Origin of the sequence: Edaphobacter modestus, assembly GCF_004217555.1 — a bacterium.
Taxonomy (GTDB): Bacteria; Acidobacteriota; Terriglobia; order Terriglobales; family Acidobacteriaceae; genus Edaphobacter; species Edaphobacter modestus.
In genome coordinates this window covers 1,183,124-1,207,732 of record NZ_SHKW01000001.1, presented here as the reverse complement: position 1 = coordinate 1,207,732, position 24,609 = coordinate 1,183,124, and the positions used below count along the sequence as shown (strand labels likewise).

General features: G+C 59.2%; 18 protein-coding genes. 10 read left to right on the top strand and 8 right to left on the bottom strand.

Annotated elements, in window-relative coordinates:
- Positions 1-57: 57 nt before the first annotated feature.
- Positions 58-1,470: a UDP-glucose dehydrogenase family protein gene (locus BDD14_RS05035; RefSeq protein WP_130417843.1), complete on the top strand. Its 1,413-nt coding sequence runs from the start codon at positions 58-60 to the stop codon at positions 1,468-1,470.
- 132 nt (positions 1,471-1,602) lie between these two features.
- Positions 1,603-2,550, top strand: coding sequence for a UDP-glucuronic acid decarboxylase family protein (locus BDD14_RS05030; RefSeq protein ID WP_130417842.1), 948 nt, complete (start codon positions 1,603-1,605; stop codon positions 2,548-2,550).
- Between the two features lie 11 nt (positions 2,551-2,561).
- Here the strand turns inward: BDD14_RS05030 and BDD14_RS05025 are convergent, their stop codons facing one another.
- The 3 genes from BDD14_RS05025 to aceE form a co-directional block, all read right to left on the bottom strand.
- Complete coding sequence (locus BDD14_RS05025; RefSeq protein ID WP_341273292.1) at positions 2,562-4,490, bottom strand: capsule assembly Wzi family protein; 1,929 nt, start codon at positions 4,488-4,490, stop codon at positions 2,562-2,564.
- Between the two features lie 109 nt (positions 4,491-4,599).
- The gene (locus tag BDD14_RS05020) at positions 4,600-5,457 is read right to left on the bottom strand and encodes a thiamine pyrophosphate-dependent enzyme (RefSeq protein ID WP_130417841.1); all 858 of its coding nucleotides are present in this window, start codon (positions 5,455-5,457) and stop codon (positions 4,600-4,602) included.
- Between the two features lie 78 nt (positions 5,458-5,535).
- On the bottom strand, positions 5,536-8,220 hold the full coding sequence (aceE, locus tag BDD14_RS05015; RefSeq protein WP_130417840.1) for a pyruvate dehydrogenase (acetyl-transferring), homodimeric type: 2,685 nt from the start codon (positions 8,218-8,220) through the stop codon (positions 5,536-5,538).
- A gap of 498 nt (positions 8,221-8,718) precedes the next feature.
- Here aceE and BDD14_RS05010 point away from each other — a divergent pair, with 498 nt between their 5' ends.
- Positions 8,719-10,317 carry a B12-binding domain-containing radical SAM protein gene (locus BDD14_RS05010; protein WP_130417839.1) on the top strand — a complete coding sequence of 533 codons (1,599 nt, stop codon included), beginning with the start codon at positions 8,719-8,721 and terminating at the stop codon, positions 10,315-10,317.
- A gap of 188 nt (positions 10,318-10,505) precedes the next feature.
- Here the strand turns inward: BDD14_RS05010 and argJ are convergent, their stop codons facing one another.
- Positions 10,506-11,738 (bottom strand): bifunctional glutamate N-acetyltransferase/amino-acid acetyltransferase ArgJ, encoded by a 1,233-nt coding sequence (argJ, locus tag BDD14_RS05005; protein ID WP_130417838.1) that lies wholly within the window; start codon positions 11,736-11,738, stop codon positions 10,506-10,508.
- A gap of 298 nt (positions 11,739-12,036) precedes the next feature.
- Positions 12,037-13,110 carry a Gfo/Idh/MocA family oxidoreductase gene (locus BDD14_RS05000; protein ID WP_130417837.1) on the bottom strand — a complete coding sequence of 358 codons (1,074 nt, stop codon included), beginning with the start codon at positions 13,108-13,110 and terminating at the stop codon, positions 12,037-12,039.
- A 187-nt stretch (positions 13,111-13,297) separates the two neighbouring features.
- Here BDD14_RS05000 and BDD14_RS04995 point away from each other — a divergent pair, with 187 nt between their 5' ends.
- The 4 genes from BDD14_RS04995 (at position 13,298) to BDD14_RS04980 (ending at position 17,995) form a co-directional block, all read left to right on the top strand.
- The gene (locus BDD14_RS04995; RefSeq protein WP_242617744.1) at positions 13,298-14,920 is read left to right on the top strand and encodes a TolC family protein; all 1,623 of its coding nucleotides are present in this window, start codon (positions 13,298-13,300) and stop codon (positions 14,918-14,920) included.
- Positions 14,921-14,922: 2 nt separating this feature from the next.
- Entirely contained in the window at positions 14,923-16,170 is a 1,248-nt protein-coding gene (locus tag BDD14_RS04990; protein WP_242617743.1) for an HlyD family secretion protein, read from the top strand.
- A gap of 80 nt (positions 16,171-16,250) precedes the next feature.
- Positions 16,251-16,847 (top strand): Dps family protein, encoded by a 597-nt coding sequence (locus BDD14_RS04985; RefSeq protein ID WP_130417836.1) that lies wholly within the window; start codon positions 16,251-16,253, stop codon positions 16,845-16,847.
- A gap of 113 nt (positions 16,848-16,960) precedes the next feature.
- Positions 16,961-17,995: a VTT domain-containing protein gene (locus BDD14_RS04980; protein ID WP_130417835.1), complete on the top strand. Its 1,035-nt coding sequence runs from the start codon at positions 16,961-16,963 to the stop codon at positions 17,993-17,995.
- A gap of 6 nt (positions 17,996-18,001) precedes the next feature.
- Here the strand turns inward: BDD14_RS04980 and BDD14_RS04975 are convergent, their stop codons facing one another.
- Entirely contained in the window at positions 18,002-18,718 is a 717-nt protein-coding gene (locus BDD14_RS04975) for an energy transducer TonB (protein WP_165419926.1), read from the bottom strand.
- 140 nt (positions 18,719-18,858) lie between these two features.
- On the opposite strand from BDD14_RS04975, the gene BDD14_RS04970 reads away from it, so the two are divergent.
- The 3 genes from BDD14_RS04970 to BDD14_RS04960 all read left to right on the top strand — a co-directional run bounded on the left by BDD14_RS04970 (position 18,859) and on the right by BDD14_RS04960 (position 23,180).
- On the top strand, positions 18,859-20,112 hold the full coding sequence (locus BDD14_RS04970) for an acyltransferase family protein (protein WP_130417833.1): 1,254 nt from the start codon (positions 18,859-18,861) through the stop codon (positions 20,110-20,112).
- A 76-nt stretch (positions 20,113-20,188) separates the two neighbouring features.
- Positions 20,189-21,778, top strand: a complete 1,590-nt coding sequence (locus BDD14_RS04965) for a UbiD family decarboxylase (protein WP_130417832.1) — start codon at positions 20,189-20,191, stop codon at positions 21,776-21,778.
- Positions 21,779-21,923: 145 nt separating this feature from the next.
- Positions 21,924-23,180 (top strand): Nramp family divalent metal transporter, encoded by a 1,257-nt coding sequence (locus BDD14_RS04960; RefSeq protein ID WP_130417831.1) that lies wholly within the window; start codon positions 21,924-21,926, stop codon positions 23,178-23,180.
- 58 nt (positions 23,181-23,238) lie between these two features.
- On the opposite strand, the gene BDD14_RS04955 is transcribed toward BDD14_RS04960, so the two are convergent.
- A complete protein-coding gene (locus BDD14_RS04955; protein ID WP_130417830.1) occupies positions 23,239-23,703 on the bottom strand; it encodes a (deoxy)nucleoside triphosphate pyrophosphohydrolase in 465 nt (154 codons plus the stop codon).
- Between the two features lie 52 nt (positions 23,704-23,755).
- Positions 23,756-24,475, bottom strand: a complete 720-nt coding sequence (locus BDD14_RS04950; protein ID WP_130417829.1) for an HAD family hydrolase — start codon at positions 24,473-24,475, stop codon at positions 23,756-23,758.
- Positions 24,476-24,609 lie beyond the last annotated feature (134 nt).

Below are 24,609 nucleotides of genomic sequence, written 5' to 3'. Positions count from 1 at the left end.
CCTCGAAAGCACAGAGTTCGGATATTCTTGGAATCGGAGGATCACTCCCTAATAATTATGAGCAAACCCATACCAATCGCTGTGGTCGGTTCCGGATATGTCGGCCTTGTAGCCGCCGTTTGTTTTGCAGAGATGGGCCATCCGGTTATCTGCGTCGATAACGATGAGCGTAAGGTCGCTGCCCTTCGTGGAGGCGACACTCTCATCCACGAACACTATCTGCCGGAGTTACTCGGTCGATACCGCAACGATAGGGTCCGTTTTACGACAGACCTTGGAGAGGCCACCCGTGAGTGCGATGCCATCTTTATCGCCGTCGGGACCCCGCAAAGCGAGACCGGAGATGCCGATCTCTCGTACGTCGAGGCCGTCGCCTGTGAGATCGCGCGATCGTTGACCAGCTATAAGGTCATCGTCGAGAAGAGCACCGTGCCGGTCTACACCAACGAATGGATCAGCCGTGCGCTCGAGCGCAATGGTGTGGAGCGCCATCTGTTCGATGTCGTCTCGAACCCTGAGTTCCTGCGGGAAGGAACCGCCGTAGCCGACTTCCTGCATCCCGACCGCATCGTGGTGGGAGCCGACAGCGAGCGCGCAGGTGCCATCCTGGGCGATATCTATGCTCCGCTCACCAGCGGGGAATATTATCAGCGCGCCGATGGCATTCCAGGCATGTGCAGTGTCTCGGAGCCACCTCCACTCCTCATGACCTCTACCAAGAGCGCCGAGATCATCAAGCATGCTTCCAATGCCTTTCTTGCTTTGAAGATCTCCTTCATCAATGCTGTCTCGAACCTCTGCGAAGCCACCAACGCCAACGTTGAGCAGGTTGCCCGCGGGATGGGACTGGACAGCCGCATCGGTCCCAAGTTCCTGCGTCCCGGCATCGGCTACGGAGGCTCCTGCTTCCCCAAGGACGTTGCCGCATTCCGGTCCGTCGCCGATCAGCTCGGCATCGACTTCAATCTTCTCAGCGAGGTCGAGAAGATCAATGTGCAGCAGAAGCGACGCTTCGTCAGCAAGGTTCGCTCCGCGCTGTGGAATCTTCGCGGCAAGCGGCTCGCCGTGCTGGGTCTTGCCTTCAAGGGCGATACCGACGATATCCGCGAATCTCCGGCCATTGAAATCGTCCACATGTTGTTGAACGAGGGCTGCAGCATTGCCGCCTTTGATCCGGCAGCGATCGAGCGAACCCGGCAGGTGCTTCCGGAAGGCAATAACCTGCGCTATGCGACCGATGCCTACAATGCTTGCGCCGATGCGGACGCACTGTTGATCCTCACGGACTGGACCGAGTTTTCCGAACTGGATCTGCGTCAGATCAATCAGTCCCTCCGCTATCCCATCATCATCGACGGCCGTAATCTCTACGATCCCGCGGTGATGAGCGATCACGGCTTCACCTATCTCAGTGTGGGGCGGCCTGCGGTCCATCCGGTTCGCGATCTGGCGGCTTCGTCCAGAGCCTGAGCGAAATCGTTTTTCCAACCTATCAACGGGAGCCTGGACAGGTGCAAATTTGCAGTAAATCGCATCCGTTCAGGCCCTCCGGACAAGCGCGACCGGCTAGGACCGGACAAGTGAAAAGTAGAAAGGCAGGATATGGCGTCTCAGACTATTCTTGTCACCGGTGCGGCTGGATTTCTAGGATCGCATCTATGTGACACTCTGCTGGCCGAAGGCCATACCGTAATCGGCGTCGACAACCTTTCGACCGGAAAGACGGCCAATCTCGAGCATCTTTCCTCCGAGTCGCGGTTCCGCTTTCTCGATCAGGACATCATCCGCGCCTTCGATCCCGGCCATGTCGATTACGTCTTCAACTTCGCCTCCCCCGCCAGCCCGGTGGACTACACGCGGCTCGGCATCGAGACCCTGCTGGTGGGCTCGGCCGGTACCATCAACACGCTTGAGATCGCGCGCAAATATAGCGCCGGCTTTCTTCACGCCTCGACCTCGGAGTGCTACGGTGACCCCGAAGTCCACCCCCAGGTCGAGACGTACTGGGGTAACGTCAATCCCATCGGTCCGCGATCGGTCTACGACGAAGCCAAGCGCTTCTCTGAGGCTGCCATCATGGCGTACCACCGTTATCACGGCGTCAACACGCACATGGTCCGCATCTTCAACACCTACGGGCCGAGGCTGCAGGCCAACGACGGTCGTGTGATCTCGAACTTCATGATTCAGGCGTTGCGCGGAGAGCCTCTCACCATCTATGGCGACGGTTCACAGACGCGCAGCTTCTGCTTTGTCTCCGACCTGATCGACGGCATCGTTCGTCTCTCCCGCTCCGAGGAGCATCTTCCGGTCAACATCGGCAATCCCGACGAGTGGACCATCCTCGAATGCGCGCAGGAGGTGCTCGCAGTCACCGGCTCTCGTTCAGAGATCGTCCGCATGCCGCTGCCTCCGGACGATCCGACACGGCGGAAGCCGGATATCACCCGCGCCCGTACCCTCCTGGGCTGGGAGCCGAAGATTCCCCTGCGCGAGGGACTGAAGCTCTCCCTCGAATACTTTCGCTCGAGCGTGGCCGTAGCCCAGTAAATCGGTTCAGCTCAGCGAGGAAGATGCTGCAGCTTCGGATACCAGGTCAACTGGACTGAAGCTGCGGTGTTCTGCTGGTAGCCGCTTCTGTAGATCGGCGCCTTCCAGCCTTCATACTGCAGCCACGATTTCAGCTCAACATCCGGACCGAAACGCTTTACCAGGCTGATCTTGAACTGGTTCTGCGTTGTGCCCAGCGGGATGAAATCGCCTGGAGTCTTCTTTCTCAAGTATTCGAGCTGAACCCATTCATCGCCGGAAAGGTGGTAGGTCAGCCACGCCTGTCCGCCTTTGGCCTCGCGTCCCATCCAGTCGCCCATGATGATGCCTTTGTTCGTGTATCCCTGGACCTGGACAACCTCCCAGTAGTTGAACTGGCCCGCGTGGCTGGGGCCGACATCGGGATCCGTGTTCACGCCTTCAATCCTGAGGTCCACCTTCTTCAGTCTGCCGGGGAACTGTGAGATAAAAATGCCAGTCCGGTACGCCGCGCGGCGCGGCGCGCTGATGGGTGTTACGTCATCGTGCGAGATCGAGTCCACATACAACGTCGCGTATTTACGGACGAACGGCAGCCGATAGGAGAAGTTGAAATCACTGAACCTGGCTCCGGGGTCCTCACGGGAATACTTCTCCTCCTGGGTCGTGTCACTGAAGTGGAAGAAACCGTTCAGGAAGGTATGCAGTGTAACTGGAGCATGGCCTTTGCCTCCAAAGATGATCGTCCTCGAAAACCCGAATTCGAAGTTCCCGGTGGGGTGGAAAGAAAACTTCTCCGAATGCGTATAGGGGCTGTTCGGCATGGTGTGTCCCTTCAGGCTGCCGTAGAAAAAGTCATAGCGCAGAGGCCCCATAAGCTTCGACACGAACGGAATGTACATCGGTTCAACCCGATTGATCCGGAAAGAGTAGATGTTCTCCGCGTTGTTGGACCATGCCAGTGCGCCACCCTGGCCGGGGCCAAGCCAGGCATCGTTCTTTCCGCCCGAGATCTCATGTCCCAGAAGGTGGAAGGAGAGCGACGCCTCCACCAGTCGAAACTGATTCTGCGCCGGCAAAGGGCCTTCAGGAATGGTGTCCTGCGGACGGTTGGGCGGAGCATAGGGATAGGCTCTGTCGAGCGCCGCCAGCGTCGATGCCAGATCGTAGGAGTAACCCGGACCCGCTGCCGAGTGTTGATACTCCCCGCGCAGATAGAGCGAGAAGCGTCCAGACTCATTCAACGTCGAAAAGCCAGTGATGTTGTTCAAGCCGCTGTCATAGGGGCGGCCGTAATCATTAACGATCGTCTGGCCGAGATGGTAGCTGTCTCGCAGTACCGGGCCGCCGATCCCGGTAAATCTCGTATAAGCGGAATAAAGTCCATAGATCGTGCCCCGATCGACGTTGCCTGAAGGCACCTCGTCCTCGAACTCTCGCAAGAGCTTCGCCAGCGTCTCCTGGGCCTCTTCGTTATTGCTGTCCATAATGTCGAGCCGCGACTTCTGGAGCATGTGGACAACACTGCGCCGGGTCCACGGCCTCATTCCCAGAAAGGCTGTGTCGACAAATCCCATCGAGTAGAGCCGCATCATCTGCGGATACACCCAGCTGTCCACCGGAATGTATGCCGAGCCGAGAGCATCCGTCTTCGGCTTCCGCACCGGAACAGCGGTGTCGTACTGCGGATAGGCGTGGCCGGGAGCATCGGGAGGAGGCACGGGCGGCGTTCCCGGCTGTGGAACTGCCTGAGAGGGAACGGACCCCGCGGGGGCTTGCGGAGAGGGCTGCGAGCGGTCTTTGTCCGGATCGTAGGGCGGCATCGCAGGGATCTGTTGCGCCGGAGACGTCGGAGAGGGGGCCGGCGCCGAAGGGGTTTGTGGGGTGCTTTGGGCAAATCCTGTGGGGAGGAGTGTTCCCGCGAGAAGACTGAAGACAAGGAGAACAGTTCGAATCGGCAATTGCACCTCAAGGTCCCGGAGTTACTAAGGCTCAAGTCTAATTTGCCAAGGCTGTGAACAAGGAAACAGTGGTTTTCAACTATTTGTACTATTTGTACTTGGATGCTGTTTATTTGGACGCAAGTCGCCTGCGGGTGGTCTTGCCGATCTGTTCGAACCACGCTGCACTGCAGATTTTGCGACCCACTAGAAATTCCTTCAAGTGCTCCAGGGGATCGTCCACACCGCCACGAGTTCCTTCTAACCGCCAGCTCACCGTTTCGATCAGAACCGGGCCATCGCTGCCACGAGTTCTGCCGAGCGACTCCTGCATAACTCGATACAGCGCGACCGCATCGCAGGCGTCCACCTGAATCGCAGGCACACCCGCAGCGCGTGCAGCGTTGCAGGCCTCGGCACGTTCCGCCCCCTTCTTCTGCGAAGCCTTGCGCCCGAGCACGACGAACAGAATCGGCAGATCGAGCTCCACAGCAGGGGCCAGAACCCTGCGCCATGCCGCAGGCGTCAGCTCTCCCTTGCGCGAATAGGCCACCACGATACCCTTCCGTCCCTGGGTCTTCAGAGCGAGTGCAGCCCCCACGGAGAGTCGCAGTCGTTCTTCTTCCTCCTTGCCCCCGCGCAAGGTCCGGCTTACTCCCGCCTCAAGCAGTACCTTGTCGTGCTCGGACTTGCCTCGTGTAAATCCACGCAGAAGGGAAGCGCCATCTCCTCCCAGCAGCAGTCCCATCCCGGCCGTAGGCTCGGTGTCGCTGACCAGGTCGTCCTCCATCAGCTCGATCGTCGTGCTCACCCGCACAGCTTCCTGGCCGCGAATCGTAGCGATGCGTTTGTTTCCCTTTGCCGCTGCGCGCTTCCTCACGGCCTCTTCCAGCATCCGTGCCTCAAGCATCTTCGTATACATCTGCCGCAGCTTTGCATTTGGCACCAGCGGATTCTCCCCCGCCTCTCCCGTACTCTTCGCCGTCATCGCTCTCCCGTTCTCCTCGCAATACACCGAGAGGGTTCCCTGAGGAACCCTCTCGGCTGCAATTACTCCGCTGATTAATTATGCCTTAGCCGGATCGATTGCCTCGGTATCCAGTCCAAGCTCGATCAGAGCCTTCTGTGCCACCTTCGGCTTGATCTTGCCATCCCGTGCCAGCTTCGAAAGCGTCGCGCCCACGATCGACTCCGCATTCACCTCGAAGTGACGCCGCAGGTACTCACGATTGTCGCTGCGTCCGAAGCCATCCGTACCCAGCGTCACCAGCCGCGTCGGCAGCCAGGGAGAAAGCTGGTCGGGAACCGTCTTCATGTAATCGCTTGCCGCAATAATCGGTCCCTTCGTGCCTTCGAGCGCCGTCTCGAGATAGCTCTTCTTCAACGTCTCGGCAGGATGCAGCCGGTTCCACCGTTCCACCGTCAGCGCATCGCGACGAAGTTCGGTATAGCTGGTCACGCTCCACACATCGGTCTGCACGTTGTACTTCGTAGCAAGAATCTCCTGCGCCTTCAGCACCTCGTTCAGAATAGGACCGCTGCCGAAGAGCTGAGCTACAGCCTCGCCCTTCGTCGCCGGCTTGAATTTGTAAAGGCCACGCAGAATGCCTTCCGTAACGCCCTCAGGCATAGCCGGCATCGCATAGTCCTCGTTGTACATGGTCAGGTAGTAGAAGACGTCCTCGCCGTTCTCGTACATGCGCCGCAGGCCATCCTGAATAATGACGGCCAACTCGTACACGAAGGCGGAGTCATAGGTCAGGCAGGTCGGAACCGTGCTCGACAGCACGATGCTGTGTCCGTCCTGATGCTGCAGACCCTCGCCCAGCATGGTCGTACGGCCAGCGGTGCCACCCATCAGGAAGCCCTTGCCGCGCGAGTCCGCAAACGCCCACGCCATGTCCCCAATGCGCTGGAAGCCGAACATCGAGTAGTACATGTAGAAGGGAATCGTCGGGACCTTGTAGTTCACGTACGCCGTGCCCGCCGCAGTGAACGAGGCCATTGATCCCGCTTCGGTGATGCCTTCCTCGAGAATCTGGCCCTCCTTCTCCTCGCGGTAGCTCAGCAGCATATCGGAGTCGTGCGGGATGTACTTTTGGCCTTCCGGTGCGTAAATGCCCACCTGCCGAATCGCCGACTCCAGACCGAACGTGCGTCCCTCATCGGGCACAATCGGAACCACCAGCTTGCCAATCGTTGGATCCTTGAGCAGATGGCGCAGCAGGCTGACGAAGCCCATCGTCGTCGAGACCGCGCGGCTGTTCGATCCGCCCGTCCACTCCTTCAGGCTTTCCAGTGCAGGAGTCTTGAACTCGAGCTTCGGAACCTCGCGGCTCGGCAGATATCCGCCGAGCGCCTGCCGTCGCTCGTGCAGATACTGGATCTCCGGAGCCGAATCGTCCGGACGGAAGAATGCACCCTCCTTCGCCGCCTCAGGCGTGACCGGAATCTCGAAGCGCTCGATGAAGGACTTCATCGAGTCATCGGTCAATTTCTTCTCCTGGTGCGACGCATTGCGTGCCTCGGTCGAGCCCAGCCCATAGCCCTTGACGGTTTTGGCAAGAATGACCGTGGGACCGCCCTTGTGCTCGAGCGCACGCTTGTAGGCGTTGTAGATCTTCAGCGGATCGTGGCCGCCGCGATGCAGACGCGCCAGCTCATCGTCCGTCTTGTCTTCCACCAGCTTCAGCAGCTCCGGATACTTCCCGAAGAACTCCTTGCGCAGATAAGCTCCACCCTTGGCCTTGAAGGCCTGGTAGTCGCCGTCCACGCACTCTTCCATGCGCTTCAGCAGCAACCCCTGGTGGTCGCGCTCAAACAGCTCATCCCAGTCTGAGCCCCACACCACCTTGATGACATTCCATCCTGCGCCGCGGAACATCCCCTCAAGCTCATCGATGATGCGCTTGTTGCCGCGCACCGGCCCATCCAGCCGCTGCAGGTTGCAGTTCACCACGAAGATCAGGTTGTCCAGCTTCTCGCGTGCGCCCAGCGAGATCGCGCCCAGCGTATCGACTTCGTCCGTCTCCCCGTCGCCCACGAAGGCCCACACCTTGCGGTCGCTCTTCTCGATCAGGCCGCGATTCTCGAGGTAGCGCATGAACCGCGCCTGGTAGATCGCATTCAGCGGTCCGATTCCCATCGAGACCGTCGGGAACTTCCAGAAATCCGGCATCAGCCAGGGATGCGGATAGCTGGAGAGACCCGGTTCGCCGCGCAACTCGTGGCGGAAGTTCTTGAGGCGCTTGTCGTCGAATCTTCCCTCGACGTACGCGCGCGCGTAAACACCCGGAGAAGCATGTCCCTGGAAGTAGACAAAGTCACCGGGAAGCTCATCCGCACCCGAGGCACTCGGATACTTCGCATGGAAGAAGTGATTGAAGCCCACCTCCAACAGCGTCGCCAGCGACGAGTAGGTCGAGATATGTCCACCGATGCCGGGGTCCTTCTTGTTCTGCCCGTGCACCATGGCCATTGCGTTCCAGCGAATCAGCGCCTCAACCCTGCGCTCCAGCTGACGGTTGCCCGGATAGGGAACCTCATCATGCTTCGGAATCGTGTTCAGATAGGGTGTGATCAGCTCACTGGTGACCGGAACGCCCGCCTCGCGGGCCCGGGTACGCAGCTGCTCCAACAGTTCGGCGCCCTGTTCCCAGTCACTCGCCACCACTTCGTCGAAGGCTTCAATCCACTCCGATACCTCGGCAGCAAAGTCAACCTGTGCGGGAGTCTCAAGCTTTGTCGTCATAAGCGGTCCTTATATCCCCATCTCTCCACGGTCATACTGCGCCGCGGGAAAACTAACCCGTATCTAAGATAATCGCCAAAGCCCATAACCGTCACCCATGGGAGAAATTCCCGTGCGAAAACCGGATTCCACAGCGATGACGGACTCCTTTGAGCCGTCATTTCTCAGTCTCGGCAAAAGCGAAGAGGGCAGAATCTCCTGTATTTCGCCCGAACCTCCACAGAAGGCTATCTGCCATCCATGCCTTTTCCGACGATTTGTCTCCAACTGTCCATCAACCGTGACTCGGCTAGATTTTGTGATTTGTCGTCTACTTTCGTCACCCCTGGGAACCGCTCATCTACGAGAAGTTACCCGCACTATGTATGATGGACGACAATTAGCCCGGCTGGAATTTCCTGGCCGGCACTCAATGTCCAGCCGCAGCTGGGCGTTGATTCGTTCCACTCTCAATCACTCTGCGAACCCACCGTCTTCGCACGAAGTAAGGATGGATTCTTGAGTGTTCATCTCGTAAATCCCAGCGACAATTCTTTTGGGACCGCAGTGATTACCCCACGTTGGCTTTTCGTCCTTGCCGCCGCCACACCCTCTATCGTCGGCGACCCCATACTCATCGACGAATCCCTGGAACAGATCATCCCGGAATCCATACATGCCGGCGATATTGTCGGCATCAGCGTTCATACTGGCAACGCACTTCGCGGCTATGAAGTCGGCCGCGTCGCTCGCGAGCGCGGTGCCTGGGTCGTTTATGGGGGCATCCACGCAACTCTTTTTCCTGAAGAGGCCTTCGAACGGGGCCATGCGCATGCAGTTGTCAAAGGGGACGGAGATATCGCCTGGGGTAAGGCGGTCACCGACTGTCTTGCTGGAGCTCCGGCAAAGATTTACGACGGCGGACGCATCGGAGGCACGGAATTCCTCGCTGCCCGCTGGGATCTGATACCCCGCGATAAATACATGTGGGCCTCGGTCCAGACCATTCGCGGCTGCCCGAAACACTGCTCCTTCTGCAGCGTCTGGCGTACCGATGGGCAGAAGCCCCGGCAGCGCGCCTTTCAGTCCGTGATCGACGAGATCGTCAATCTACGCCGGATCGGCTTCCGCTTTATCGCTCTGGCCGACGACAATTTCTATCCTGTCACCCTGACGGATCTGCGCCTGGCCCGCGAGCAGAATAACTTCGCCAAACTCGAAGAACTTACCGCCATCCGGGCCGAACGCTTTCTCCTTATGGCGGAGCTCGCCAAACTTCCCCACGACATGGTCTTCTTCACCCAGATCACCATGGAGGCCGGTGAAGATGGCGAGTATCTTGACGCCATGCGCAAAGCCAATATCAAGGGGGCACTGGTCGGCGTCGAAGCTGTTACCCCTGAAGGCCTAAAAGCCGTCTTCAAAGACTTCAACTACTCCGGGGATGCCCTCGCTCGTCAGCTCCAAACCTTTAACAAACATGGTGTCCACGTCCTGGGTTCTTTCATCTTCGGTCTGCCGACTGACAAGCCCACGACCTTCGACGCGACTGTTGATATGGCTCTCAAAGCCGGCGTCACGTTTGCCCAGTTTGTAATGATGACCCCGTTTCCCGGCACAGTGGACTTCGTCCGGTGGGAAAAAGAGCAAGCTGAAGCCCCGGAGATGGTCGGCGAGATTCCCATTACTCGATACTGGCTCATCCCTACCGCCATCCGCCCTAAAATGTTCACGCCACATCCCTCTATGAGTTCCGGCGAGATTAGCGAGCGTACACAGAAGGTCTGGGACCGTTTCTATGACTGGCCGTCGATTTGGCAGCGCTCCGCCTGCACCCCAAACCTTCGGGCCCGGGTGGCATTCATGTTCCTATCCAAGCTCTACCGCCAGATGTACGCCGGTACCGGCATCTCCACTGACAGTGCGCGCCGGAAAAAGTCGAAGACGTGGGCTCGCTGGACTGCGAAGCAGTGCCGCAAACTCTTTCAGGCCAAACCGATGCCGCAACTCCAGTCACCAGCCTGGGAATTAGCATTCTCTGCCAGCAACACGCGCGGTGCTGCCTTCCTCGGACCTCAACACGAACCCGCCCCCTTCGTCATTATTCCTAAGCAATAAGCTTTGTGAGGTTAATGTTGTGTCGGATCTATCAATCCCCGAACGCGCCCGCGTGGAGACATGATTCAGCCCGTGGGCCGTCGCAGCGCACGTTGTGTCTTCGGCTTGCTATCGGGAACGATAGGACCCTCTCAGGGCTGCCCTGACCACGACGCACGGACCTGCGCGAGATTTCTCTTGAAACGACCTTACGTCGAGTAATCCGCGTTGATCCTCACATACTGCTCGGTCAGGTCGCACGTCACAAACCGGCACTCCGCCTCGCCCAGCCCGAAGTTCATCGAGATCGTGTAGTCCCTCTGCTTCATCACGGCATGTGCGCGGGCCTCATCGAAGGCCGGAGACCGCATCCCGCCCTCATAAACCGGCTCCGCGCCGATCCGCACCGTCACCTTCGCCGGATCGAACTCCACACCCGAGTACCCAGCGGCAGCCATTAACCGTCCCCAGTTCGGATCCGCGCTCGACCACGCCGTCTTACACAGCGGCGAATGCGCAATCGACTTCGCAATCTGCTTTGCTTCATACTCGCTTCGCGCGCCGGTAATGTGCAGCGTCACCACGTGCGTCACACCCTCGCCATCGTCGACGATGGCATAGGCCAGCTTGCTGCAGACCTGCGCAAGCGCATCTGCGAAGCTCGTGCGCGTGCGCTCGTTCAGGCGCACGCCGCTGGCGCCGCTGGTCAGCAGAAGCACCGTGTCGTTGGTCGAGGTGTCCCCGTCGATCGAGATCGAGTTGAAGCTGTGCTCGACGGCAGCGGGCAGCAGCTCGCGCAACTGTGCGCCTTCGGCCTCGATGTCGGTAAACAGGTACACCAGCATGGTCGCGTGGGGAGCCACCGGCGCGCCCAGCCGTGGATGAATCATGCCCGCTCCCTTCGCCGCCCCAAAGATCCTCACCTCCACGCCATCCACCTCGAACGAGGCCTGGGACACCTTCATCCGCGTATCGGTGGTCATGATGGCCCGGGCGAAGCTCTCGGCGTGCTCGGGCATGTTGCCAAGCGACGACTTCAGACCCGGCAGCGCCGCGATCACCTTGCCGTCGGGAAACGGCACGCCGATGATGCCGGTCGAGGAAGGGAAGACCTCGTCAAAGATGCACCCGAAGGTCTCGGCGGCCGCGACGCAGGTCTTTTCGCAGGCATCCAGTCCCACCTGCCCAGTAGCGCAATTTGCATTCCCGGCGTTCACCAGAACCAGCCCGACCCTGCCGCCGGTCGCGGCCATGTGTCGCCGGCCCACGGTTACGGGAGCTGCCACCACCTGGTTGGAGGTAAACATCGCCGTCGCCTGTCCCACTCCTGGGACCAAAGCCGCTGCCAGGTCCGGGTTTCCGCTCACCTTGATCCCTGCCTTCACCGCTCCCCAGAGAAAACCACCCGGCAGAGCCTCTCCCACCTTCAACGCGTCATTCATAAAGTCCAATCTACCAATGCATCTCACATCTGGAATCGCAGCCCAGGGTCATGCCAAAAAGCTGTCAAGTCCAAAGAGCGATAAGCTGCTGAATACAAAAGGATAACAAGTGCCGATTAGTTTCGCCCCGCCTGCTATTCTTTAAGGAGTGTGGAATGAAATCGGCAGTCCTGACAAAGCGCACAAAATATTGATTCCAGAGATTTTAGGGGTTAAATCATCTGGAATCAATATTTTGCATGTCTTAATCTATATAAGTTGCACAAAATAAAAGATTAATCCGGATCAAAAGGAGGGGTCACAGCCCGCACTCAATCGTGCGCCCCTCAGCGCTGCTCTGGCGGGCCAACTCCAGCAGCCGGACCACGCGGTACCCGTCCTCGGCACTGACCTTCAGGGGCGAGGTGCCGAGAATTGCATCGCGGACATTCGCATAATATCCGCGATAGTCGCCAAGCTCCGTCTTCACCGTGGTACGGGTCACCTGGCCGGGCTGCGCAGGATCGGGTGCGACCACCAGAGTCCCCCATGCTGCCTCAGGCTCACCCAGCCATTCGCGGGCGTCGCCCACCGGCGGAACGGTGGCGCCACCGACCAGCGCCGGTTCCTGGGGATCGAGGCCGTATTTGCGGAAGCTCCCGCGGGTTCCGTGGATCAGGAAGCGCGGAGCCGGCTCGGCGGCCAGCATCGTCGCCCGGCAGATGGCTTGGAGTTTCGGATAATGCAGCGTGATGTCAAAGGCGTCTTCGATGGCCGTGGTGTCGCGGTCCCGTCGAACGCTGGCTGTAATCGCTTTCGGAATGCCGAACAGCGCCAGGGCCTGGTCCACGAGGTGAGGTCCCAGGTCGAACAGCATTCCATTTGCGTCGTTGGCCGACTCCTTCCAGGTCGCTTCGCGCGGAAGGGGGCGAAAACGGTCGAAGTGCGACTCGAAGGTGACGACGCGACCCAACCCGCCTGACTCGAGAACCTTGCGAACCGTGAGGAAGTCGCCGTCCCACCGGCGGTTGTGGAAAGGAGCCAAAACCAGCTTTTTAGACCGGGCCAGATCGACCAGCTCCTTCGCCTGCGCGCTCGTCGCCGCGAAGGGTTTGTCGATGACGACATGCTTGCCGGCAAGCAGAGCCTGCTTCGCCAGATCGTAATGCGTCTCGTTGGGTGTCCCGACGACGATCAACGAGACGGCCGGGTCGGAGAGCGCCTCGTCCACCGAACGCAGAATGCGAGCCTTCGGATAGGCCTTCGAGGCCTCATCCCCACGCCGCTGCACAATCGCCTCGAGCTTCAACCCAGGCACCGCGTTGACGAATGGGCCGTGAAAAACGCGCCCGGCAAGCCCGAAACCGATTACTGCAACTCCAACCTCTGCCATCGATCCTCCTGAGATCCTGTTGTTTGAAACTGTATCCGAAAGAACTCCATTTTATGCGTTGGTGTCCCGAACTCCATGCTCCTCAATCGTCTGCGAAACTTTTTGAGCCGTCAAAACTATGCGACGCATCAGAATTCCTATAGAAATGCCATGGACAGACCGCTCCCTCCTTTCTGAAGAGAGAGTTGTGGCCAGGAAACACGGAGATACGGTTACCATCGAAGCTATGGATCAACACAAAAGGAGGATCGCAGCTCGCCCGGCGATCGACACGGAAATAGCGCGCTTTCTCCGCGGAACTGTCGCGGTCCTCGGTCTGACGTTTCTCGGGTTACCGGCGTTAGCGCAGCAGACCCAGACTGCCTCGGGCAACCAGACTGCGCCGTCGGGCAACCAACCACGGCCGACGCAGACCGGACCCAGTAGCGGACCTGAGAGTTCCGCGATGGCGGGCGCGCAGCAGCAGCTCTATACCGCGTCTGGACAGAACGGCGCGCAGGTCTCGCAGGACTCCTTCAAGGGCAGCGTGGTCGAAGGTAAGTCGACCGGCAACCTGATGGACCTCTCGCTCGACGATGCCATCCAGCGAGGTCTGCGGAATAATCTCGGAATCATCCTGCAGGGGGCGTCCCAGAGGAACGCGAACGGCCAGCGGCTCGAGGAGTTGCAGGCGCTGCTTCCCACGCTAACTGGCGCTGTCAGCATCAATGTTCAGCAGGTGAATCTCGCGGCTTACGGCTTGAAGTTTCCGGGCCTGAACCCGATCATCGGACCGTTTCAGGTGGTCGATTTCCGCGCCTATCTTACGCAGAATCTCTTCAACCTCTCGGCGCTCCAGAACTACCTTGCTGCCAAGCATAACTTCGCCGCGGCGAAACTTACCGCAGAGGATGCGCGTGACATGGTTGTGCTCACCGTGGGCAATGCGTATCTGCTTTGCGTTGCGGATAATGCCCGCGTGGAGGCGGTGACCGCAGAGCTGGCCACATCCAAGGTCTCGCTCGATCAGGCTGTCGCGGCGCACGATGCCGGAACCAGCCCCAAGCTCGATGTTCTTCGGGCGCAGGTCGATTATCAGAACGAGCAGCAGACGCTGATCTCGGCGAAGAACGAGCTCGCGAAAGATAAGCTGTCTCTGGCGCGGGCCATCGGCCTGCCTCTCGATCAGGAGTACCGGTTGACCGATCGGTCCCCGTACGCGGCTTTCAACGATGTCGATCCGCAGGCCAGTGTCGATCAGGCGCTCAAGACCCGCAAAGATCTTGCGGCGTCTGGGGAGCAGGTTCTGACAGCCAATGCGCAGAAGAAGTCTGCGTCGGCCTACCGGCTTCCGGTCGCAAGCTTCGTGGGCGACTTCGGTGATCTCGGCCAGACCCCGGGTCACTCGCACTCGAGCTACACGGCTACGGGCCAGGTCACGGTTCCCATCCTTCAGATTGCCAAGACGCGCGGACAGAATGAGGTGGCAGCAGCAAACTACGAGCAGGCGCGGGCACGGCTTGGCGACCAGGCCCAGCAGGTCAATCAGGATGTCCGAGACGCAATTCTCGACATCCAGGCGGCGGCGAAGCTGGTGGAAGCAACACACTCGAACGTCGAGCTGGCGAACGAGGCTCTCAGTGAAGCGCAGCAGAGATTCAAGGCCGGTGTATCGGACAACCTTCCGGTGTCGCAGGCGCAGTCACAGACCGAGCAGGCGAATGACACGTACATCAGCGCGCTTTACCAGCACAATCTTGCGAAGCTTTCGCTGGCGCGCGCGCTCGGCTCGGCGCAGACAAACTACAAAGATTATCTCGGAGGAAAGTAACCTTGCCAGAGCAAGCAGAGAAGAAGTACGACGGGAATAAAGACAATATGCCGGAGCAGGACGAGGAGTCCCCAGAGAAGAAGTCTCGCCGCAAGCTGATTATCATCGCGGCGGTGACGCTGCTGGCGATCGGCGCCGCGCTTTTCTACTGGCACTCGACCTTCACCGAAGACACGGATGACGCGCAGGTCGATGGCGATTTGTATCAGGTGAGCTCACGCATCGCGGGTCAGGTCATCAAGGTCTACGTCGAGGACAACCAGGAGGTAAAGGCCGGTGATCTACTGGCCGAGATCGATCCGAAGGACTTTCAGGTTGCTCTCGAGCAGGCCCAGGCCAACCTGGCCAGCGCGGAAGCCGCGGCGATCCAGGCGAACGTGAATGTACCGATCACCAGCATTACGTCGACCACGAGCATCAGCACGACGAGCTCGGATGTGCAGGGCGCGCAGTCTGCCGTGGCCCAGGCGATCAAGCAAGTAGCCGCCGCCAGCGCCCGTGTGGACCAGGCAAAGGCCAATGCGAGGAAGTCAGATCTGGATGTCGAGCGCTACCAGCCCCTGGTCGAGAAGGACGTGATCTCCAAGCAGCAGTTCGACGCGGCGGTTGCGGCGGCGGCGGCGAATCGTGCCGCTGTGCTCGAGGCCGAAGCTACCCTCATCGGGCAACAGGAAGCGGTCCGGCAGTCACAGCAGAAGCTCGCCCAGTCCAGGTCGACGGCGATGGAGGCATCGAAGAATGGTCCCGGTCAAGTAAAGGCGCAACAGGCGAAGGCGAACGCCGCGCTGGCCGATGTCCAACAGGCCCAGGCGAAGGTCGACCAGGCGAAGCTGAACCTGGGCTATACCAAGATCACGGCTCCGACGACGGGCATAGTGAACAAGAAGAATGTCAACGTCGGCGCCAACCTCTCCGTGGGACAGGATCTGCTGACCATCATCCCCTTGACGAATCTGTGGGTGACCGCGAACTTCAAGGAAACGCAGCTGGAGAATATGCGGAACGGTCAGAAGGTTGTGATCAAGGTTGACGCACTGGGCGGGAAGAAGTTCCACGGCGTCATCCGCCAGATCGGCGGAGCGACCGGATCCCGGCTTTCGCTCTTTCCTCCTGAGAATGCGACAGGCAACTATGTCAAGGTGGTTCAGCGGATTCCCGTCCGGATTGATTTCACCAACCTCGACCAGGAGAACAGCGATCACAAGCTTCGTCCCGGCTATTCCGTGACCCCTGTCGTCTCGGTCAAATAGACCAGAACCCTACGTTTGGGAAACCGCCATATCCACCTCGGCATCTGATAGAAAGAAGATGTATTTCAAACGAGGTGGATATGGCTGTTGCACTTAAGAAGAACCAAGTAGCCGATGCTTCGGTTGCGCCGCGCTGGCACGCACACGCCCGTGAAATTCAAAAGTTTGGCACGGTGATTGAGGATCTGCCTCATGCGCTTGGTGCAAACGTAAGAGTCGAGATGGTGAAGGCGCTGAACCAGCTGCTTGCAGATTCGATCACGCTGCGGGATATGTACAAGAAGCATCATTGGCAGGTCTCGGGACCGACGTTTTACCAGTTGCATCTTCTGTTCGACAAGCATTTTGGCGAACAGGTCGAGATCGTCGACACCATCGCGGAACGCGTTCAGCTGCTTGGCGGCGTGACGGTCGCCATGGGAGGCGATGCCGCCGAGATGACAAAGATCGCGCGTCCCCCGCGCGGCAAGGAAGAGGTACCGGTCCAGATCTCGCGTCTCCTCGAGGCTCACAAGCTCATCATCCAGAGCTGCCTCGACCTCGCCGAAGCAGCAGACAAGGCTGGAGACCAGGGAACGAACGACCTGGCGGTGAGCGACGTTCTGCGGCCCAATGAGCTGCAGTCCTGGTTCCTGAGCGAGCATCTGGTAGAGATGCCCTTGATTCTTGACAAATAATCGTTGCGTGAAATAAGTTCGCAGCCCGGCAGCTCTCTGAGCCGCCGGGCTGTGTATCTTTAAGGTACGTACGAACATCCAATCCGCATCACCCGTTTGATGGACCGCAGTTTATGCCGATCGCGCTCGCCTTTTTCGTACATTACGCTTACCTGATCCTGTTCCTGTGGGTGCTCGTGGAACAGCTTGGGGTTCCCGTGCCCAGCATTCCGGTGCTGCTAACGGCGGGTACTCTTTCGGCGACGCATCGGATCAACCATTCTTACGCGCTACTGGCAGTGCTGGCGGCCTGCCTGCTCTCCGATTCGATGTGGTTCGCGCTCGGACGGAGGTATGGAAACAGCGTCCTGAGGCTGTTGTGCCGTCTCTCTTTCGAGGCCTCCACCTGCGTGAGCAAGACGGAGGGTTACTTCATCCGTCGAGGACCTGCAACGCTGCTGTTCTCGAAATTTGTTCCAGGGTTGAGTACGGTTGCGCCTCCCATCGCGGGACAAATCGGCATGCCTTATGGCCGATTTCTCTTATGGGACATGGCGGGCTCATTCCTCTGGGCTGAGACCTTTCTTCTGGCGGGACGATTCTTCGGCGACCTTGCACAGCGAAGTGCGTCCTTCTTCCACTGGCTCGGACACTTTGCCTTCGCAATCTTCGTGCTGATGGTCATGGGCCTTATGGCTCATCGAATCCTGAAGCAGCGTAAGTTCCTGCGGCAGGTCCGGAAGTTGCGGCTGGAGCCGGAGGAACTTAAGGCGATGATCGATCTGGCGCAGCAGCAGGGAAATACGCCTCCGTTTATTGTGGATCTGCGTCATCCACTGGACTATCTTCCGGATCCTCGGGTCCTTCCGGGCGCGCTGCGGGTCGGACCGAACGAGATCCGCCAACACAGCGAGATCATTCCTCGGGATCGGGACGTCGTGCTTTACTGCACATGCCCGAGCGAGGAGACGAGCGCCAAGCTTGCGCTGCAGCTGCACAAGATGGGTGTTTATCGTGTTCGTCCGCTGCGAGGAGGATTCGACGGCTGGAAGAACGCCGGCTATCCTCTGGTGGACTACATCGTCGATACGCCTACTACCGCTGTACTGCCCGGTCAGATTGCCCCGGCTCCATCCTCCGAGTCCAAAACGGCGCTGCCAGTTCTCTAGAGTCGATCACCGCCCCATCGTGAAGTTCACCGTGATGGTGGTCTGGACTTCGACCGGCTCGCCGTTCAGGCGGAAGGGCTGATACCGCGCCGTTCGAATGGCGTCGATGGCTGCCGATTTCAGCATCTCTGGTCCACTGACCACGTGAAGGCTCTCGATCGTGCCGTTTTTCGAGATGACGGCTTCTATGACGACCTTGCCGGAGACTCCTGCGGCGCGTGCGATTGCCGGATAGACCGGACGGATGGGAGCAATCAGCAGTCCCGCCGAGACGCCTTCGGAGATATGCACCGTCTTTGGGGGCCGAGCTATAGCTACCGTCACCGCGGGGCCGCTGCCATTCCCGACGCTCGTGAGCGCCCCTGGGAGTGTCTCTCCCATGCCAGGAGGAAGAGTCGGGCCAATCCATGGAGTGCCAGTATCTGGAGAAGGATGCCCGAAGGAGGGAACGAGCGGACGCATCGTGACTGGGATGGACGGGAGGGGCGCGTTCTGCGGACCTGCGGAATGCGTCTGCGCTTGCGGCAGTGGCGGGTGGGGAGGAGGAGGCGTGAAGACCAGCGGCGTCTCCACATGGAGGGAGAGGCGCTCCGGGTGAAGCAGGGGAAGGGCGACCAGGACTGCCGCCAGGGAGACCTGCAGCGCGATGGACCCTGCTGTCGTCCATCGTCGGGTTGCCGAGACAGGTGTGATCTGCGACGCAACAAGGCTAGCCTCAAACATAGCCACCTCCGAACCGAATCCGATCCAGGGGCGCATTTGCGAGGAATGCGTCCGTAGAGGTTTAGACCCCTTCGGCTCCGTTTTTGTTCCCGCAGAAAAAACTGCACAGGAGGGTGCCTTCTGAGCGATCATGGATCACCATGTCTGAACTTTCCGCAACGCTTACTGATTCGGCAACAGCCACGTCCTCGAGGACCGTCGTGGCGCCCTCTTCGCGCGTGCTTTCCGTTGATGTTCTGCGCGGCATCACGATCGCGTTCATGATTCTGGTGAACGACCCGGGCGATGGGAGACATGTCTACACGCAGCTGGAACATGCCGCGTGGAACGGCTGGACCCTTACCGACCTGGTCTTTCCGAACTTTCTGTTCATCGTGGGGATCGCGATTATCTTGTCGATCCACGCTCGACTGCAAAAAGGAGCCAGCCGGCGTGAGCTTGCGCTGCATACGGTGCGACGGTCGGCGACGATCTTTGTCGTGGCCATGCTGATCAATCTTGTCCCTTTCTTCCGGTTCACGCACCTGCGTATCTACGGAGTTCTTCCTCGGATTGCGCTTTGCTACCTGATCGTAGGGCTCATCTGCCTGACAACGCAGAAGGCGAAAAATCTGCTGGCGATTACGGTTGGCCTGCTGGTGAGCTACTGGCTGCTGATGCGTTTTGTCCCGGTGCCAGGGTTCGGAACTCCGACACACGAGATTCCGCTGCTCGATCCGGATCGGAATCTTGCAGCATGGATCGACCGCGGAGTGATGGGATTCCTGCAGCAGACGATCCATACAGGAAGGCTTTACGAAGGAACTCGCGATCCCGAAGGGATTCTCAGTACGATTCCGGCGGTCGGCACCACGCTGCTGGGAGCGGTGACGGCGTTGTGGCTTCGTCGCGCCGGGGGCAAGTCGCCCTCGATTACGCGAACGCAGTGCGCCCTGGGGATGCTGGCGGCTGGTGTGCTTGGAATTGCCGCCGGGATGGTATGGGATCTCTGGTTTCCGATTAACAAGAAGCTCTGGACGAGCTCGTATGTGCTGTTTGCCGCCGGCTGCGCGCTGCTTGGGCTCAGCGTGTGCTACTGGCTCGTGGACATTCGGCGACTTCACGAGACACGGGTTGGCAGATGGCTTACCTGGCCGTGGCTCGTCTTCGGCTCGAACGCAATTGTGGCGTATGTCATGGCGGCAATCGTGGAGAAGACCTTGTTTCTGATTCAGATGCCGGGGACGGCGCCGGACGGGCGGCCGCTTACTGGCTGGGGCTGGGTGTACTGGCATATCTTCGCCGGTAACGGCTCCACAAACAATACGTCGGTGGCCTTCGCGATTGCCTTCGTCCTGGTGTGCTTTATTCCCAACTGGATTCTCTGGCGGAAGAAGATCTTCGTGAAGTTGTGATTCCAGGGTTTTTCCCTCAACTCGCAACCCGTTACCATAGACAGCGGACCCGCACGTGTTGCGGCAGGAGAGGGAATTGGCTTACAACGATCTGCGCGAATGGATCAACGCGCTGCATAAAGCAGGAGAGCTGAGGCGCATCACAGTTGAGGTCGACCCTGTCCTCGAGATGGCGGAGATCGCAGACCGTGCCGCCAAACTTGGCCGAGGCACCGCAAAGGCCGGGGGACCGGCGCTGCTGTTTGAAAACGTCAAGGGGTATCCCGGCGCCCGTGTCCTAATGAACCAGTTCGGCAGCGAGCGCCGAATGAAGCTTGCGCTCGAGACGGACTCGCTCGATGCGATCGCGGATCGTATTCGCGTTCTGCTGAAGCCCGAGACGCCGGCCAGCCTGATGGATAAGCTGAAGATGCTGCCCAAGCTGGCCGAAGTGGGCGCTTTCTTCCCGAAGATGGTCTCCGCGAAGGAAGCACCCTGCAAGCAGGTGATTCTGCGCGGCGCGGATGTCGATCTGAACCGTATTCCGGTACTCAAGACCTGGCCGTACGATGGCGGCCGCTTCATCACGTTGCCCTGCGTGATCACGCGCGATCCGAAGACAGGCAAGCGTAATGTGGGGATGTACCGGATGCAGGTCTACGACGGCCGTACGACGGGAATGCACTGGCAGCGCCAGAAGGTCGCCGCGGAGCATATGCGCGAACGTCTGCGTGCCGCCTCGGGCGACGCCGCTTCCGCGGTCGACCTGATGGCCCTCACGGCGGGCGGAACGGCGGCGGCGCAGTCTCTCGATACAATTCCCCAGATCACGTTGGGAAAAATACGCAATGAGCGCATGGAAGTCGCTGTCGTCATCGGAACCGATCCGGCGACGACCTTCAGCGCGATCGTTCCCGCACCGCCGGACGTAGAGGAGTACATCATCTCGGGATTCCTGCGGCAGAAGCCGGTGGAGCTGGTAAAGGCCGAGACGGTGGATCTCGACGTCCCCGCAAATGCAGAGTACGTCCTCGAGGGATACGTGGAGCTGGGCGAGTTGCGAAGCGAGGGCCCCTTTGGCGACCATACGGGCTTCTACACGATGCAGGATGACTACCCGGTCTTCCACGTTACCTGCATCACGCACCGTCGTGATCCGGTCTATGCAGCCACGATCGTCGGTAAGCCCCCGATGGAGGACGCCTGGATGGGCAAGGCGGTGGAGCGGATCTTCCTTCCGTTGATGCAGCTCACGCTGCCGGAGATCCGGGATGTGAACCTGCCTCCGGAGGGTGTGTTTCACAACCTGATGATCGTCTCGATCCGCAAGTCGTATGCCGGGCAGGCACGGAAGGTGATGAATGGCATCTGGGCGATGGGGCAGGCAATGTTCACCAAATGCATCATCGTCGTCGACGAGGATTGCGACGTTCACGATATCCCCGAGGTGGTGCTGCGGACGACCAACAACATCGACCCGGAGCGCGATATTCAGTTCACCCTGGGGCCGGTCGATTCCCTGGACCACGCCAGTCGCCTGCCGAACTACGGAAGCAAGATGGGAATCGATGCCACACGGAAGTGGAAGGCCGAGGGGTTTGATCGACCGTGGCCGCCGATGCTGACGATGGATCCGAAAGTTGCGTCGCGAGTCGACGCGATCTGGAAGCAGCTGGGCATCGAATAATGAAAGGATGGGGCCGACCATTCTCGTCCTGACGGAGTACTCTAAAGGCTGACGGGTAACTCACCCGGTTCACCGCACAATTTGGGCTGGCCTCCATACAGGTCAACCGAGACACTTTCCTCTCTTCGCGAGTTAAGGGGCTTCGATGACACTGTGGCGCAGATGGAGAAACCGGCTGATGCTGCTGTTTGCCGTTCTCGGCCCCGGCTTCATCACGGCCAACGTGGACAACGACTCCGGCGGAATTCTGACCTATTCGCAGGCGGGCGCACAGTACGGTTACAAGCTGCTGTGGACGATGATTCCGATTACGCTGGCGTTGATCGTTGTCCAGGAGATGTGCGCCCGAATGGGCGTCGTCACGGGCAAGGGCCTCAGCGACCTGATTCGTGAGGAGTTCGGCCTGCGGATCACATTTTTCGTCATGATCCTGTTGGTGATCGTGAACTTCGGCAATGTGATGGCGGAGTTTTCAGGCATCGCGGGAAGCATGCAGCTCTTCCACGTGAGTAAGTACATCAGTGTGCCCATCAGCGCCTTTATCGTCTGGATTCTGGTGGTCAAGGGCGACTACAAGAGCGTGGAGAAGGTCTTCCTTGCCGCCAGCGTGGTTTATATCGCGTATATCTTTACCGGTGTTCTGAGCGGCCCTAACTGGCACGAAGCCCTGGTGCAGACGGTGAAGCTTCCGGGCCGCAGTGTCTGGAACGACCGGAACTACGTCTACATGACGATTGGCATTATCGGCACCACGATCACACCCTGGATGCAGTTTTACCTGCAGTCCTCCATCGTGGAAAAGGGAATCGAGATCCGCCAGTACAAGCACTCGCGACTCGACGTGATTGTGGGCTCAATCTTCACCGATGTTGTCGCGTGGTTCATCATCGTTGCCTGCGCCGCTACGCTTTATACACATGGAATGCGTAATATCGGCGAGGCCTCCGACGCAGCCGACGCCATGAAGCCGCTCGCGGGACAGTATGCTTTTATCCTGTTTGCCGCGGGACTCTTCAATGCCTCGCTGTTTGCGGCATGCATTCTACCCCTATCGACTGCATACACGGTCTGCGAGGGACTCGGACTGGAGAGCGGCCTGGACAAGGGCTTCAAGGAGGCGCGCTTTTTCTATTCGTTTTACACGCTGCTGCTGGCGTTGGGCGCAGCCGTCGTGCTCATTCCCAACTTTCCCCTGATCCGGGTCATCATCGGCTCCCAGGTGCTGAACGGCGTCCTGCTGCCGGTGGTGTTGATCTTTATGCTGCGGCTGATCAACAAGCACGAACTTATGGGAAAGTACACGAACTCGCGCTGGTTCAATGTCGTCGCCTGGTTGACGGCGGCTATTGTGATCTGCCTGTCGCTGGTGCTGATGTGGAATGGGATTCACGGAGGCAGCTAATGGGACTTCAAAAGGTCTCCCTCGTCTGAGGCAGAGCTTTGGAATCACAAGACCTGAATCAGAGAAGTTTTCCTTCGGAGAGATCGCGGATGAGCCCGAGATCGGCGGCCAGAAAGTCGAACTCCGTCAGGCGCTCAAGCGGCGACCACTGCATGTCATTGAAGATTCGGTTCTCGAGACTTCCAGTAAACTCGCGGACCATGAAGAACTGGAGGTCGATGGTTCCACCATTGCGGTACTTGTGGCGCACTCGGGCGATACGTCGGCCAATCGTGGCTACGATCCCCAGTTCTTCGTTGAGTTCACGTTCGAGAGCACCTTCGGCCGTCTCGCCCAATTCAATCTTTCCTCCGGGGAACTCCCACTTGAGGCTCATCGGTTGATCGGGCTTGCGCTGGCAGACGAGCACTTCGAGTCCAGAGTCGGTATCGCGGAGAATTAGCGCAGCCACCACGAGCCTCACGGGTTTGGGCGCTGCGGCAGGGTCGATAGGTTCTCTCAATTTGCGAATCGGCTCTTTCACTGTCTTCCAGTATTAGACGCGAACTCGCCTGCGAACGCATTTCGAATCGTACTCAATGGGGTGCGACGGACGCGGGATAGTAAACAGGCCAGCCCTTCTGGGCGCTTCGTTCGATGAGAGCCGGGGTTGGGTTCACGGGGAAGGCTCGATACGCGATCGCCAGCATCGCCGCGTCATGAATCGAGTTTCCAAAGACAGCGTCCGGTGACGTAATACCAACGCGCTTGAGAGAAGCGACCTTGCCCTCGTCGGTCGGAACGTCACGCAGGACATCGGAGATGATGCCATTCTTCACTTCGACCCGGGCGGAGAGCACGCGTTCCGCGGGAATGCCGAAGCGCTGTGCGCCTTCTTCAATGACCCAGTCATTGGTTGAGCTTACAGCCCAGATCTCGACTCCGCTGGCGCGCAGATCGTTGACGAGATTAAGCATCTCGGGAAAGATGTTCCGTTCGATGCGGGCGACAAAAAACTCACGAGCCGCGCGCCGAAGCTCGTCCTCGCGGAGACCCTGATAAAGCTGGACCATCTCGCCGCAGATGGCGATCTCGGAGACCTCGTTGCGATGGTAGGCACGGTAGCGCCCGTCGATCCAATCGGCGGCGTCGCGCGAGACCAATCCGGTCTCAATGGACCATTTCATGAAGCCGGAGCCGGCATCGCCAGACCAGAGGGTTCCATCGCAGTCAAAGACCGCGATGTTGGGCCGGAGGGAATGGACGGCGGTAAAGAATTCTTCGGTAGTTAGAGTGTTTACACTTAGCGTCTGCATTGAGAATCTGCATTTCTGCGCGGTCAGCGGCCACGCGCGGGTTGTTCTCTTCGTTTTGTAAAGTCTACTCTTGCGCACAGAAAAGGGTGCGCAAGAAGAATCGTCAAGGATTCCCGTAACAAACAGATAAAATT